The organism is Kitasatospora sp. A2-31 (genome assembly GCF_022288725.1).
Taxonomy (GTDB): Bacteria; Actinomycetota; Actinomycetes; order Streptomycetales; family Streptomycetaceae; genus Kitasatospora.
Genome location: NZ_JAKNTA010000008.1, coordinates 287,898 through 301,744, shown reverse-complemented (window position 1 = coordinate 301,744; position 13,847 = coordinate 287,898). Strand labels below are relative to the sequence as shown.

Below are 13,847 nucleotides of genomic sequence, written 5' to 3'. Positions count from 1 at the left end.
GTGCTGAGGATCCTGACCTTCGTACTCCCGCTCGCCCTCTGGGTGTGGGCGTTCATCGACTGCCTGACCACGCCCGAGGAAGAGGTGAAGCACCTCCCCAAGGTGGTCTGGGTGATCATCGTGCTGCTCTTCCCGCTGGTCGGCTCGATCGCCTGGCTGGTGGCCGGCAAGCAGCGCGGCGCGCTGCAGCCCCGCACGGCGGGCCGCACCACCGGCTATCCCGAGTACGAGCGCGCGCGCGGCGGCCGACCGCTCGCGCCGGACGACGACCCCGAATTCCTAGCGTCGTTGAAGAAGGACGACAACCGGCACGAGGACATGCTCAAGCGGTGGGAGGCCGACCTGCGCCGCCGCGAGGAGGAGCTGCGGGGCAAGGACGAGCCGGAGGACGGCCGCAAGAGCTGAGCGCTCCCTCGGACGGCCCACCCGGAGCCTCCCGGGTGGGCCTCGCTGTTTTTGGCGCTTCCCTACGACTGATCGGCGCCCGGAGCCGCCTCGGGCCGCCCAGCACACTCCGCTGAAATCCGGCTATCGACCCCCTTGAGGAGCCCCGTCCGGGCCCCCGTCCGCCTGGGCTGACCTGCACGTTTCCTTCCGTTCAGATCATCGGACCGCCACTCGGACGACAGCTTCGGGTAATCGAACGGACACTGTCCGATCACAGGGCCCGCCCTCGGTTTCTGTACAGCCCTGACATCTAAACGGACGCGACCTTGTACGGAATCGACGCCGAAACCAGCGCCGGGCCCCTCGTACAGTCATAAGTGAAGAAGTGATTCGCAGCCGGGGGCAATGCAGACGTTGGCTGTCGGACAGTTCCCTCACCCTTGGAGTGGTTCGAGATGACGGTTGTGCATGAGGCGCCGGTCGGCGACGAGATCCCCGAGATCCCGGCCGACGCCCACGGGCGGGTCGCCGAGCTGCACGAACTGCGCGACCAGGTCCGCCGAGGCCCGAGCGAGAAGGCCACCGAGGCCCAGCACGCCAAGGGCAAGCTGACCGCCCGTGAGCGCATCGAGCTGCTGCTCGACGAGGGCTCGTTCCGCGAGGTGGAGCCGCTGCGCCGACACCGCGCCACCGGCTTCGGCCTGGAGGCGAAGAAGCCGCACACCGACGGCGTCGTCGTCGGCTGGGGCACGGTGCACGGCCGGACGGTCTTCACCTACGCCCATGACTTCCGCATCTTCGGCGGCGCGCTGGGCGAGGCCCACGCGCAGAAGATCCACAAGATCATGGACATGGCCATCGCGGCCGGTGCGCCGCTGGTGTCGCTGAACGACGGCGCCGGCGCCCGCATCCAGGAGGGCGTCACCGCCCTGGCCGGCTACGGCGGCATCTTCCAGCGCAACACCCGGGCCTCCGGTGTCATCCCGCAGATCTCGGTGATGCTCGGCCCGTGCGCCGGCGGCGCCGCGTACTCCCCGGCCCTGACGGACTTCGTGTTCATGGTCCGCGAGACCTCGCAGATGTTCATCACCGGCCCGGACGTGGTCCAGGCCGTGACCGGCGAGAAGATCAGCCAGAACGGCCTGGGCGGCGCCGACGTCCACTCCGGGGTCTCCGGCGTCTCGCACTTCGCCTACGACGACGAGCAGTCCTGCATCGAGGAGGTCCGCTACCTCCTGTCGCTGCTGCCGCAGAACAACCGCGAGATGCCGCCGACCGTCGTCAACGACGACCCGGTGGACCGCCGCAACGACGCGCTGCTCGACCTGGTGCCGGTCGACGGCAACCGCCCGTACGACATGCGCAAGGTGATCGAGGAGATCGTCGACCACGGCGAGTACCTGGAGGTCCACGAGCGCTGGGCCACCAACGTGCTCTGCGTGCTGGCGCGGATCGACGGGCACGTCACCGGCATCATCGCCAACCAGCCGCAGTCGCTGGCCGGTGTGCTCGACATCAACGCGAGCGAGAAGGCCGCGCGCTTCGTCCAGATGTGCGACGCCTTCAACATCCCGCTGGTCACCATGCTCGACGTCCCCGGCTTCCTGCCCGGCGTCGACCAGGAGCACGACGGCATCATCCGGCACGGCGCCAAGCTGCTGTACGCGTACTGCAACGCCACCGTGCCGCGCATCCAGCTGATCCTGCGCAAGGCCTACGGCGGCGCGTACATCGTGATGGACTCCCGTTCGATCGGCGCGGACCTCTCGTTCGCCTGGCCGACCAACGAGATCGCCGTCATGGGCGCCGAGGGCGCCGCCAACGTGATCTTCCGCCGCGACATCAACGGCGCCGAGGACCCCGAGGCGATGCGCGCCCAGAAGATCAAGGAGTACAAGACCGAGCTGATGCACCCGTACTACGCGGCCGAGCGCGGCCTCGTGGACGACGTCATCGACCCCGCCGAGACCCGCCAGGTCCTGGCCTCCTCGCTCGCCATGCTCCGCACCAAGCACGCCGACCTGCCGAGCCGCAAGCACGGCAACCCGCCCATGTAGCACCGCAGTTCTGCTGACCATTCACCAGAAACGTGCCGGGGGAGAAACCAACACCATGACCGCTTCCGCCGAACCACTCGTCCGCGTCGTCCGCGGCTCGCTCTCCGACGAGGAGCTCGCCGCCCTGACCGCCGTGCTGATGGCCCGCGCCGCGGCCGCCCAGCAGGCCGCCGCCGCCGTGGCGCCGGTCGAGCCGATCGCCAACTGGCACCGCCTGGAGCGCCGCCCGGCGTACTTCTCGCCGGTCAGCTGGCAGCAGGCCGCCTGACGGCCCCGCAGCATCCGACCGACGGCCGGCCACCCCCTCCGGGTGGCCGGCCGTCGCCGTTCCCGGCGCCTGCGGGGCCCTCGCACCCCGGGCCCGTGACGGGCGGCTCGGTAGAATACCTACTGGACGGTATGCGATTCCCCGCCCCGTCGGCCCCCGTAGGATCGGCCGCCGCCGAGTACGAGAGCATTCCAGGGAGGCTGCGATGGCCAGGCAGGCCCGGGCACTGGCGACGCGCCAGGCGGTACTCCTCGCCGCGGCCGAGGTGTTCGACGAGCGCGGCTACGCCGCCGCCACCATGTCGGAGATCCTGGAGCGGGCCGGCGTCACCAAGGGCGCGCTGTACTTCCACTTCGGCTCCAAGGAGGAGCTCGCGCTCGCGGTGATCGAGGGGCAGGGCGCCTGGCTCGCCACCTGGCGGCCGACCTCGGACAGCCCGGTGCAGACCCTGATCGACCTCGGCTACGCCTTCGCCCACGCCCTGGTGGACGACCCGATGGTGCGCGGCAGCATCCGGCTGACCATCGAGCACGGCAGCTTCACCCAGCCGCAGATCGCCGCCTACCAGCGCTGGTCCGACGCGGCGCGCGCACTGCTGGAGCAGGCGCGCGACGCGGGAGACCTGCACCCCGGCCTGGACCCGGCGGCGGCCGCCGGGGTGATCACCGGAGCGGTCACCGGGATCCAGCTCAGCTCGCAGGTGCTGACCGGCCGACGCGACCTGTTGCAGCGGATGGCCGACCTCTGGACGATGCTGCTGCCGGGGCTGGTCCAGCCGGACGCGCTGGCCCGGATCAGCGTGGCCGAGCGGGCGCCGGGCCGTGGCCCCGAGCCCTCGCCCGTCCCCGACCCGGTCACGGGCACCGGCACCGGCACCGGCACCGGCACCGGCGACTGAGCCGGGCTCAGGTGCCGCCGGCCCGGTTCCGGGTGCGGTGGCGCGGCCTCAGGTCCGGTACGCCGAGCAGCGGTCGGCCGGCACCAGGGCGGGCAGGGCCGCGGCCCAGAGGCCGCGCACGGCCTCCGGCCGCAGCCGGCCGGCGTCCTCGGGGGCGAACAGCACCAGGCCGGCCGCCAGGGTGGTGAGCAGGTCCGCGGCCTGCCGCAGGTCCACCCCCGGGTGCAGCTCACCCGCGGCGGCGGCACGGTCCAGCAGGCGGCGGAACACCTCGCTGAGGCTCCGCCAGGCGGCCCCGGCGCCGAACCGGGCGCCCTGGCCGAGCTGGACACCGGCCCGCACCAGCACGTCCTCGCGCAGCAGCCGGGCCAGTTCGTGCGAGAAGTCGATCAGGCCCTGGAGGGCCGGGCCGCCGGCACGCCGGGCACGCAGGGCGGCCGAGCCGATCTCGCGGGCGGCCGCCGCCCGGACCCCGTCGGCCAGCGCCTGCTTGGAGACGAAGTGGAAGTAGAGCGCGCCCTTGCTGACGCCCGCGCGGCGGCTGATGTCCACCAGGTTGGCCGCTTCGAAGCCGGCCTCCGCGAACGCGTCCGCCGCGGCGAGCAGCACGGCCTGCCTCGTCCTCCCCGCACGTTCCTGCTTGACCACTGGCCCCTCCGGCCTCGGCCTCGGCGAGATCCCGGCTCGCCCGGCTGCTGTCAGGGCGCCGCCGTCGTTGGTGCGACGCCTCGCATGCGGACGGCCCGCCCGAAACCGCATGGTTGGTATCTAATCTAGCTCCTCGCTCTCCCCCGCCGTCCAGCGGGGATCGACCCCCGCCCAAGGTCCGGCATCGCCCGCCCGGACGTTCCCGCAGGCCGGTGCGCGGGTAACGTGATCATGCCGAGGTCCCGGCAGCGGGGACCCCGCTCACTGCAGGCAAACCGGTTGGTTTGTATGTTTTGTGAGGGGGCCGCCGGCGCGGCCGTCGACCGAGACCCGGGAGTGGGGCCAGCCATGCCAGCGATCGTAGAACCGGATGCCGACGGTCCGTATTTCCACACCGGCGCCGGCTACGACTTCCACGACCGGACCGTCTCCCGCCACCTGGTCCACCGCTCCTCCGTCTCCGAGGTCCTGATCACCGGCTGGCAGTCCACCGGCCCCTACGACTTCCTGCTCGGCGCCCAGTGGCCCCGGCTGCACGGCTTCTACCGGCTGCCCGGCGACCGTCACCACGACCCGGTGCTGATGGCCGAGACCGTCCGGCAGGCCGCCCTCCTGATCGGCCACGTCGGCTTCGGCGTACCCCGCGGGCACCACTTCGCGCTGGACGAGCTCTGCTACTCCCTCGGCCCGGACGGTCTCGACGGACTCGCCATCACCGGCGCCCCCGCCGCCCTGATGCTCCGGGCGACCTGCCAGGACGTCCGGATGCGGCACGGGCGGCTGGCCTCGCTGCGGGTGCACGTCGAGGTCGAGCGGGACGGCCGCCCGGTCGGCCGCGCCGCCGTCCAGTTGCGGGCGCTGTCCCCCGCCGCGTACGCCCGGCTGCGCGAGCCCTCCCGGCGTGCGGCGGCGCCCTGGCTGCCCCCCGCCTGCACCAAGCCCCAGATGGCCGGCCGCGAGCAGGCCGCGGACGTCGTGCTCGGGCCGTCGCCGGTGCCGGGCAGCTGGCTGCTGCGGGCCGACGTCCGCCACCCGGTGCTCTCCGAGCCGGCCCTGGACCACGTGCCCGGCATGGTCGTCCTGGAGGCCGCCCGGCAGGCCGCCCAGCGGCTGCGCCACCCCGATCCGGTGGTGCCGGTGGAGCTGGTGTCGTCGTTCAGCGGCTTCATCGAGCTGGACCGGCCGTGCCTGGTGCGCGCCGTCCGGGAGTCGCGGATCGCCGCCGGAGCCGGGGCGGACGGCCCGGCCGTACCGGTCCGGGTGCTGCTGACGCAGGACGGCCGGACGGTCGCCGAGTGCCGGCTGCTGACCGCCCCGGCCGACGGCGGGGCGGCCGACCGGCGCCCGGCCGGCCCGGACCGCGATCCGGGCCTGCCGCTCGCCTGCTGAGCCCGGCGGCGCGCCGCCGGGGTCAGGCCGCGACCAGCGCGGCCGGGCGGCCGGCGTGCATCACGCTGAGGTTGGCGGCCAGCCGGCTCGGGTCCTGGGCGAGCCAGAGCCGCAGCGCGGCGCCGAGCATGGCGCTGGCCGACCCGACCCGGACCTGGGTGACCTGGGCGATCCGGGCCGCACCCGGGACGAGCAGGTCGGCCAGCGGCGTCGGCAGCCAGACCGTCAGGGCGCACGGCGCGGGGGCCGCGAGCGCACCCAGCAGGCGGAAGGCGTCCGCCTGCGTACTGAGCGTGGGGATGATGTCCAGCAGGCCGTCCGCCACGACCTCGGAGACGTCGCTCCGGTGCCCCTGGGCGAGCCGGCGGAGCAGCGTGCGCTCGGCGGCGGTGATTCGGACGGTCAGCATGACCTCGTCGCACTCCATTGCGCGATTTCCTCCTCGTTCCTCCCCGTGCCGGCTCGGGTTGGCCGGCACGAACTACCCCTGTCACACCTCGGCCCGGCTTCCGTTCTGCGGAGCGCCGGGCCGAGCGTGCTTCGTGCTGTGCCCGGGTCAGATCCCCGCGTAGGAGTGCTTTCCCGTGACGAAGATGTTCACGCCGTAGTAGTTGAAGAGCCAGCAGGCGAACGCGGCGAGGGCCAGGTAGGCGGCCTTGCGTCCCTTCCAGCCGGCGGTGGCGCGGGCGTGCAGGTAGCAGGCGTAGGCGACCCAGGTGATGAACGACCAGGTCTCCTTCGGGTCCCACTCCCAGTACTTGCCCCAGGCGGCCTCGGCCCAGATCGCGCCCGCGATGATGGTGAAGGTCCACAGCGGGAAGACCAGCGCGTTGATCCGGTAGGAGAGCTTGTCCAGGGTGGACGCGGCCGGCAGGCGCCGCCAGACGGACGGCGAGGTGCCGAGCGGGCCGGTGGCGAGGCCGGCCGCCATCCGCTTGTCGAACGAGTCCTTGCCCAGGTAGAGCAGCGTGGCGATGAACGCCGCGTAGAAGGCGCCGCCGCAGACGATCGCGGTGGAGACGTGGATCGCCAGCCAGTACGAGTGCAGCGCCGGGACGAGCTGCTCGGACTCGGTGTACAGCACCGAGACCGCGACGCCGAGGGTCAGCAGGACGGCCAGGGTGACCGGCAGGCCGAGCCAGCGGACCTTCTTCCGGGAGGCCAGCAGGCCGAGGTAGGCGGTGGTCATCGCCAGCGCGAACGCGCAGGAGAACTCGTACATGTTGCCCCACGGCCAGCGGGAGACCGAGAGCCCGCGGGTGAGCACGCCGCCCGCGTGCAGCATCGCGGCGAGCACGGTCAGCGAGACCGCGATCCGGCCGGCCAGGTCGGCCCGCTCGCTGGTGCCGGCGGCGCCCGGGCCGTCGGTCTCGTCCTCGCCGCGGCCGCTGGTGACCACCGTCGCGCCCTCGCCCGCCAGGGCGGTCCGGGTGAGCGTGGTGGTGCCACCGCCCGCCGAGGCGACCGTGACGGTGACCTTCTTGGCGCTCCTGGCGTTCGCGGCCCCGGCCGCGGCGACCGTCTCGGCCAGGCCGGCCTGCTCGGTCGAGCGGACGGCGACGGCGCCCTTGCTGCCGAACGTCCACTCGAACATGTGGGCGAACATGGCGATCAGGTAGACGGCCATGGCCGAATAGATCAGCTTGTTGGAGAGGTCGGCCAGCTGGGGGTCGACCGCCGAGGCGAGTTGCACCGTCTACTCCTTGGACTTCTGGTCGGCGGGGACTGCGGGCTCTGCGGGCTGTGCGGGCTCTGCGGGCTGCGGGGGCTCGGGGGCGGCCGAGGCCTCGCCGGACTCGGGGGTGCCGGGCCCGCCCTCCGCGGCGGGCGCGGCCGGGTCGTCGGTGGCGGACTCGTCCGGGTCGTCGGTGGCCGGCGCGTCGTCCTGGAGGTCCACCGCCAGCTCGGCCAGCTCCTCGGCGATCTTCGCCGACTCGCTGCGGGCCAGGCCGGCCAGCTCCACCTGCGTGCCGCCGCCCGGCAGGGCCACGGCCCGCACCCAGATCCGGCGGCGTTGCACGAACAGCGAGCCGATCAGGCCGAGGATCGCCAGCACACCGCCGGCCAGGGCGATCCCGTTGCCCGGCCGGTGCGAGATGTTGAAGCTGGCCCACTGCTTGTAGCCGTCGAAGGTGACGGTGCCGTAGCCGTCCGGCAGGGTCCAGCCCTGGCCCACCTTCAGTCGGACCTTGGCGGGCTGGCCGTCCTGCTGGAGCTGGGTGAGGTTCTTGGTGTTGAGCTGGTAGACGTTCTGCGGCAGGCCCGAGTCGGTGCCGAGGTCGCCCGCGAAGGCGTTCAGCACCAGCGCCGGGTCGGCGTCGCCGGGGAAGAGCGAGCGCGGGCCGGTGTTCGCGTCGAACGCCACCGGGGCGGTCGGCAGGAAGAAGCCGGAGAAGCCCATCTGGGTCTTCTTGCCGTCCTTGTCGCCGTAGTCGGAGACCTTGACGACGCCGGTCGAGGTGAGGTTGCCGTCCTGCGGCAGGAACGGCGTGGCACCGGAGTAGACGACCTCCCCGGCGGCGTTGCGCACGGTGATCACCGGGGCGTAGCCGTGGCCGATCAGGTAGACCTTGCTGCTGCCGATCTCCAGCGGGTGGTTGACCTCGATCGTGCCCTGCTTGAGCTTCTCCGCGTCGCTGCCGGCGTAGTACTCGACGTTCGCGGTGAACTGCCGGGCCGCGCCGATCTGGTCGCCCTTGCTCTGGAAGCGCGCCGTGAAGCCGTTCAGCTTCAGGTAGAAGGGGTCGAGGTCCTGGCTGGCGTAGAACCGCGAGCCGGTGAAGTCGTCCAGCTGGGTGATGGTGTTGGAGTAGCCCTCGCCGGCGACCATCAGCTTGCCGCCGGTGCCGCTGGCCAGGCTCGCCCAGGCGAAGCCGCCGAGCAGGGCGAACAGGGACAGGTGGAAGACCAGGTTGCCGACCTCGCGCAGGTAGCCCTTCTCCGCGGCCACCGAACCGCCGGCCAGGTTCGCGCGGAACCGGCGCTTGCGCAGCAGCCGGTACGCCGCGGCGTTGACCGTCCCGGCGTCGGCGTCGGTGCGCCAGGCCGCGTGGACCGGCATCCGGGTCAGGTTGCTCGGCGCGGCCGGCGGCTGGGCCCGCAGCACGCCGACGAACTGCCAGGTGCGCGGGACGATGCAGCCGGCCAGCGAGACGAAGAGCAGGATGTAGATCGCCGAGAACCAGACCGAGCTGTAGACGTCGAACAGCTGGAGCTTCTCGTAGATCGGCGCGACCGTGGTGTGCTGCGCCTTCCAGGTCTCGACCTTGAACTGGTTCTGGCCGTTCTGCGGGATCAGCGACCCGGGGATGGCGGCCAGCGAGAGCAGGAAGAGCAGGATCAGCGCGACCCGCATCGAGGTCAGCTGGCGCCACACCCAGCGCAGCCAGCCGAGCACGCCGATGCCGACGGGGCCGTCCGACTCGGTCGGCGCGGTGGTCAGCCGCTCGGCCGCGTCCTCGACCGCCCCCGGGGGCAGCTCGGTATCGGTCGTGGTCTTGCTCACGGGTCAGATTCCGATCTGGAAGTCGGCGGTCCAGGACTGCAGCTCGTTCACCATGGAGTCCCAGGCTCCGGTGACCAGCAGCAGACCGACCGCGACGAGCATGCCGCCGCCGATCCGCATGACGAGCGGGTAGTGCCGCTTGACCCAGCCGAAGGCGCCCAGCGCCCGGCGGAAGGCCAGTGCGGCCACGACGAACGGTACGCCCAGCCCCAGGCAGTAGGCGGTCATCAGCAGCGCCGCGCGGCCCGCGTCGGCCTCGTTGAGGGCCAGGTTCTGGACGGCGGACAGGGTCGGGCCGAGGCAGGGCGTCCAGCCGACGCCGAAGACCACTCCCAGCATCGGCGCGCCCAGCAGGCCGACCGCCGGGCGGCGGTGCGAGCGCAGCTCGCGCATGCTCAGGCCGGGCACCAGCCCCATGAAGGCGAGGCCCATCACGACGGTCAGCGCGCCGAGCACGATCGAGATGACCCGCTTGTGCTCCTGCAGCGTCGAGCCGAAGTAGCCGAAGAGCGCTCCGCCGGAGACGAAGACGGCGGTGAAGCCGAGGATGAAGAGCAGCGCCCCGGCCAGCATCCGGCCGCGCCGGGCGCCGCGCGCGTCGGCGAGGTCGGCGGCGGAGAAGCCGGTGACGTAGGAGAGGTAGCCCGGGACCAGCGGCAGCACGCAGGGCGAGAAGAACGAGGCCAGGCCGGCCACCAGGGCGATCGGCGCGGCGATCAGCAGCGCCCCGCTCTGGATGGTCCCGGTGGTGTCGGCCAGCTGGAGTGCGGCACTCACTGCTTCTGCTCCGCGAGCACCGGCTGGAGCACCGACTCCAGGGCGTCGTCGGTCTGGCCGCCGACGGCCCGGGCGGCGAGCTTGCCCTCGCGGTCGACCACGATGGTGGTGGGGACGGACTGCGGGTTGAGGCTGCCCTTGGGGAACTTCAGCAGCTGGGTGCCGGCCGGGTCGTAGAGGCTGGGGAAGGTGACGCCCTTCTCCTGCTCGAAGCGGACGGCGTTGGCGATCTCCGGATCCCGGGTGTTGATGCCGAGGAACTGGACGCCCTGGTCCTTGTACTTCTCCCAGACGCGCTGCAGGTCGTCCGCCTCCGCCCGGCAGGGACCGCACCAGGAGCCCCAGACGTTCAGGACGACGACCTTGCCGCGGTAGTCGGCGAGCTTGACCGGGGTGCCCTCCAGGGTGTTGCCGGAGAGGTCCGGCGCGTCCTGGCGGTGGCCCACCTCGGCCTTGGAGATGTTGCTGCCCTTGGCGCTGACGAAGCCGATCTGGCCGTCACCGCTGCCCGACGAGCCCGAGGACGAGCAGCCGGTGAGGGCGAGCGCAGCGGCGGCGGCGGTGGCGGCGGCGGCTGCGGCGACACGGGGACGGGGGCGCGCCATGGCAGACATGTGAAAAGTTTCGCATGGAGTCCCGGGCAGGTTCGGGGGGGTCCTGCCTTGCGCGTCGCACCCCCTCTGACCTGCGATGAGGCCGGACCACCCGGTGGCGGTCCGAGTGATCCGGCTCATACTTACGCACGGCTTACGGCCCGGTGGGCGCGTGGTTCGTGCACGGTTCCGCGTCCGGCTCCGGTCGCGGTCCGGTTGCGGTCGCGCTCCGGCTCCGGTCGCGGCTCGGGTCACGGTCCGGAGCGTCACTCCGGGGCGTCGCTCAGGCCCCGAAGCTCTTGCCCACCGGCTTGCTCTTGCCGCCCTTGCCGACCAGGTGCGCGGGCAGCAGGTCGCGGGCCGGCTCGCGGTAGCCGACCGAGACGATCCGGTCGCCCTCGAACGTGAAGCTGGTCAGCGAGGCCAGCGAGCACTGCCGGTTGCGCGGGTCGTGCCAGAGCCGGCGGCGCTCGACGAAGGAGCGGACGGTCCAGATCGGCAGCTGGTGGCTGACGCAGACCGCCTCGTGACCGCGCGCGGCGTCCCGGGCGGCGGCCAGCGCGCCCATCATCCGCACCGCCTGCTCGACGTACGGCTCGCCCCAGGAGGGCTTGAAGGGGTTGGTGAGGTACTTCCAGTGGCCCGGGTTCCTCAGGGAACCGTCGCCGACCCCGAAGGTCTTGCCCTGGAAGATGTTGTCCGCCTCGATCAGCCGCTCGTCGACCGCCAGGTCCAGGCCGTGCGACTTGGCGATGGGCTCGGCGGTCTCCTGCGCCCGCTCCAGCGGGGACGCCACCACGTGGGTGATGTCCCGGTCGGCGAGGTCCTCGGCCACCCGGTCGGCCATCCGCCGGCCCAGCTCGGAGAGCCGGTAGCCGGGCAGGCGGCCGTACAGGATGCCCTCGGGATTGTGCACCTCGCCGTGCCGCATCAGGTGCACGACGGTGATGTCCTTGGCGCTCACTTCTCAGTTCTCCTGGGACTTCGTAGGGGCTGGGCCTGTGCGACCGGCCCTCAGGCCGTGGCCTCGGCGGCGGCGCGGGCGGCCGCCGGCAGGGCGGCGGCGATCCGCTCGACCGCCCGGTCATCGTGGGACGCCGAGACGAACCACGACTCGTAGGCGGACGGCGGCAGGTAGACGCCCTGGCCGAGCATCGAGTGGAAGAAGGCGTTGAACCGGAACGCCTCCTGGGTCCTGGCCTCGTCGTAGTTGGTGACCGCGGCCTGGGTGAAGAACACCGAGAACATGTTCCCGGCGGTCTGCAGCCGGTGCGCCACGCCCTCCTTGGCCAGCGCGTCCGACACCAGGGTCCCGACCTCGGCGGCCACCGCGTCGACCCTGGCGTAGACCTCGTCGGTGCAGCCGCGCAGCTGGGCCAGGCCGGCCGCGGTGGCGATCGGGTTCCCGGAGAGGGTGCCCGCCTGGTAGACCGGGCCGGCCGGGGCCAGGTGGCCCATCACGTCGGCGCGGCCGCCGAAGGCCGCCGCCGGGAAGCCGCCGCCCATGACCTTGCCGAAGGTCAGGAGGTCCGGCGCCCAGCCCTCGTTCGCCGCCTCCAGGCCGTACCAGCCGGCCTTGGAGACGCGGAAGCCGGTCATCACCTCGTCCGAGATGAACAGCGCGCCGTTCTCCCGGCAGAGCCGGGCCAGGCCGCCGTTGAAGCCGGGCAGCGGCGGGACGACGCCCATGTTGCCGGGCGAGGCCTCGGTGATCACGCAGGCGATCTCGCCCGGGTGGGCCCGGAAGGCCTGCTCGACGGCGGCCAGGTCGTTGTAGGGCAGCACGATGGTGTCGCCGGCCTGGGCACCGGTGACGCCCGGGGTGTCCGGCAGACCGAAGGTCGCCACACCGGAACCGGCGGCGGCCAGCAGCGCGTCCACATGACCGTGGTAGCAGCCGGCGAACTTCACGACCTTCGCCCGGCCGGTGAAGCCGCGGGCCAACCGGATCGCGGACATGGTCGCCTCGGTGCCCGAGGAGACCAGGCGGACCTGCTCGACCGGGGCGACCCGGGCGACGATCTCCTCCGCCAGCTCGACCTCGCCCTGGCCGGGCGTACCGAAGGAGGTGCCGCGGGAGACGGCCTGCTGGACGGCATCGATCACGGACGGGTGCGCGTGGCCGAGAATCATCGGGCCCCACGAGCACACCAGGTCGACGTACTCGCGGCCGTCGGCGTCGGTGAGGTAGGGGCCGGTGCCGGACACCATGAACCGCGGCGTGCCGCCGACCGCGCGGAAGGCGCGCACCGGGGAGTTGACGCCGCCGGGCGTGACGACCGAGGCCCGCTCGAAGAGCGACTGGGACTGGGGTGCTTCGTAGGGGTAGCTCACGGGAGACATGGTCTCAAATCGTGTCCTTCACCTCTGCATGTCGGACCTCATCATCTGGAACGATGATCCGGGCGAGGAATTCTGTACGGTTATCCGTACAACGGAGCCCCTGACTGCTCCGGCTGCACGGACCAGTCAGACTATGTACTCGGCTTTCACCGCGGGGGGTTTCCGGCCTCCTGCGGGTGCAGGGGTGTTGAGAGGACTGCCGCGTGCCCGGACTGGGTACGGCGGCGCATGACGGGTAAGGAGCACGTCCGGAGGGACGCCGGGCGTGCGGGGGTCTGTCGATTCCGGCGAATTCCGGTGAGGATGGTCCGAGTGTCCGAGGCGCAGGACGGCTACGACGAGGCGGCGGGTGGCTCCCGCAGGCCCGCCGAGGCCGCACGCGGGGGTACGGGAGCGGGTACGGGTCGTGGCGGTCGCGGCGGTGAGAGGCGGGGTGAGGGACGCGTGGGGGTGACCTACAAGTACTTCGGCGCGCCCGACCGCGCCACGGCTGCCAGAGTCCCCACCGCCCTCGGCCCCGGCGGGCTGGGCCTGGACGCGGGCGAGCTCGGCTCGCTCGGGCGGCTGGGCGACCTGATGGAGACCAGCGGCTCCCCCAACGGCCACCTCTCCACCAAGATCAAGCCGGAGACCATGAGCGCCATGGTCCTCACCGGCATCCAGGGCGTGCCGCTGCACCAGGTCCCGCCGCTGGAGCTGGTCGTGCTGCACCCCGACTACGCCGTCGTGCAGCTCCCGCACAACGTCGTCGAACCGCTGCGCAAGGCCGACGAGACGGAGCTCGGCGCGGCCGCGTTCATCTGGTCGACCGTCCCCGACCGGCGCGGCCCCCGGGACGCCTTCGTGATCTACAGCATGCTGCACGAGTGGCAGGACTTCGCCAACCGACTGCACGACGCCGGCCACCAGCTGTACTGCCTGGTCTGGCCCTGACCGGTCCGGCCTGACCGGCCCGCCCTGCCCCTTCCGGCCGTGACACCGG

14 protein-coding genes are annotated in these 13,847 nt (G+C 72.4%); 6 read left to right on the top strand and 8 right to left on the bottom strand.

The window, feature by feature from the left end; genetic code table 11:
* The 4 genes from MCM47_RS23800 to MCM47_RS42640 all read left to right on the top strand — a co-directional run bounded on the left by MCM47_RS23800 (position 1) and on the right by MCM47_RS42640 (position 3,610).
* Positions 1 to 405 carry a PLD nuclease N-terminal domain-containing protein gene (locus tag MCM47_RS23800; protein WP_238863715.1) on the top strand — a complete coding sequence of 135 codons (405 nt, stop codon included), beginning with the start codon at positions 1 to 3 and terminating at the stop codon, positions 403 to 405.
* A 437-nt stretch (positions 406 to 842) separates the two neighbouring features.
* Complete coding sequence (locus MCM47_RS23795) at positions 843 to 2,444, top strand: acyl-CoA carboxylase subunit beta (protein ID WP_238863714.1); 1,602 nt, start codon at positions 843 to 845, stop codon at positions 2,442 to 2,444.
* A 55-nt stretch (positions 2,445 to 2,499) separates the two neighbouring features.
* On the top strand, positions 2,500 to 2,712 hold the full coding sequence (locus MCM47_RS23790) for an acyl-CoA carboxylase subunit epsilon (protein WP_238863713.1): 213 nt from the start codon (positions 2,500 to 2,502) through the stop codon (positions 2,710 to 2,712).
* A gap of 205 nt (positions 2,713 to 2,917) precedes the next feature.
* Positions 2,918 to 3,610 (top strand): ScbR family autoregulator-binding transcription factor, encoded by a 693-nt coding sequence (locus MCM47_RS42640; RefSeq protein ID WP_305068010.1) that lies wholly within the window; start codon positions 2,918 to 2,920, stop codon positions 3,608 to 3,610.
* A 48-nt stretch (positions 3,611 to 3,658) separates the two neighbouring features.
* Here the strand turns inward: MCM47_RS42640 and MCM47_RS23780 are convergent, their stop codons facing one another.
* Complete coding sequence (locus MCM47_RS23780) at positions 3,659 to 4,258, bottom strand: ScbR family autoregulator-binding transcription factor (RefSeq protein WP_238863712.1); 600 nt, start codon at positions 4,256 to 4,258, stop codon at positions 3,659 to 3,661.
* A gap of 348 nt (positions 4,259 to 4,606) precedes the next feature.
* On the opposite strand from MCM47_RS23780, the gene MCM47_RS23775 reads away from it, so the two are divergent.
* Positions 4,607 to 5,647 carry a ScbA/BarX family gamma-butyrolactone biosynthesis protein gene (locus MCM47_RS23775; RefSeq protein ID WP_238863711.1) on the top strand — a complete coding sequence of 347 codons (1,041 nt, stop codon included), beginning with the start codon at positions 4,607 to 4,609 and terminating at the stop codon, positions 5,645 to 5,647.
* 22 nt (positions 5,648 to 5,669) lie between these two features.
* Here the strand turns inward: MCM47_RS23775 and MCM47_RS23770 are convergent, their stop codons facing one another.
* The 7 genes from MCM47_RS23770 to hemL form a co-directional block, all read right to left on the bottom strand.
* The gene (locus tag MCM47_RS23770; protein ID WP_238863710.1) at positions 5,670 to 6,056 is read right to left on the bottom strand and encodes a hypothetical protein; all 387 of its coding nucleotides are present in this window, start codon (positions 6,054 to 6,056) and stop codon (positions 5,670 to 5,672) included.
* 147 nt (positions 6,057 to 6,203) lie between these two features.
* Positions 6,204 to 7,340, bottom strand: coding sequence for a c-type cytochrome biogenesis protein CcsB (ccsB, locus tag MCM47_RS23765; RefSeq protein WP_238863709.1), 1,137 nt, complete (start codon positions 7,338 to 7,340; stop codon positions 6,204 to 6,206).
* A 3-nt stretch (positions 7,341 to 7,343) separates the two neighbouring features.
* A complete protein-coding gene (locus tag MCM47_RS23760; RefSeq protein ID WP_238863708.1) occupies positions 7,344 to 9,152 on the bottom strand; it encodes a cytochrome c biogenesis protein ResB in 1,809 nt (602 codons plus the stop codon).
* 3 nt (positions 9,153 to 9,155) lie between these two features.
* Entirely contained in the window at positions 9,156 to 9,929 is a 774-nt protein-coding gene (locus MCM47_RS23755) for a cytochrome c biogenesis CcdA family protein (RefSeq protein ID WP_238863707.1), read from the bottom strand.
* The gene (locus MCM47_RS23750) at positions 9,926 to 10,543 is read right to left on the bottom strand and encodes a TlpA disulfide reductase family protein (protein WP_238863706.1); all 618 of its coding nucleotides are present in this window, start codon (positions 10,541 to 10,543) and stop codon (positions 9,926 to 9,928) included. Before MCM47_RS23750 ends, MCM47_RS23755 begins: the two co-directional genes overlap by 4 nt.
* A 262-nt stretch (positions 10,544 to 10,805) precedes the next feature.
* The gene (locus MCM47_RS23745) at positions 10,806 to 11,453 is read right to left on the bottom strand and encodes a histidine phosphatase family protein (protein WP_238863812.1); all 648 of its coding nucleotides are present in this window, start codon (positions 11,451 to 11,453) and stop codon (positions 10,806 to 10,808) included.
* An 83-nt stretch (positions 11,454 to 11,536) separates the two neighbouring features.
* On the bottom strand, positions 11,537 to 12,865 hold the full coding sequence (gene hemL / locus MCM47_RS23740; protein WP_238863705.1) for a glutamate-1-semialdehyde 2,1-aminomutase: 1,329 nt from the start codon (positions 12,863 to 12,865) through the stop codon (positions 11,537 to 11,539).
* Between the two features lie 303 nt (positions 12,866 to 13,168).
* Between hemL and MCM47_RS23735 the strand changes: the two genes are divergently transcribed.
* Positions 13,169 to 13,798: a hypothetical protein gene (locus MCM47_RS23735; RefSeq protein WP_238863704.1), complete on the top strand. Its 630-nt coding sequence runs from the start codon at positions 13,169 to 13,171 to the stop codon at positions 13,796 to 13,798.
* Positions 13,799 to 13,847 lie beyond the last annotated feature (49 nt).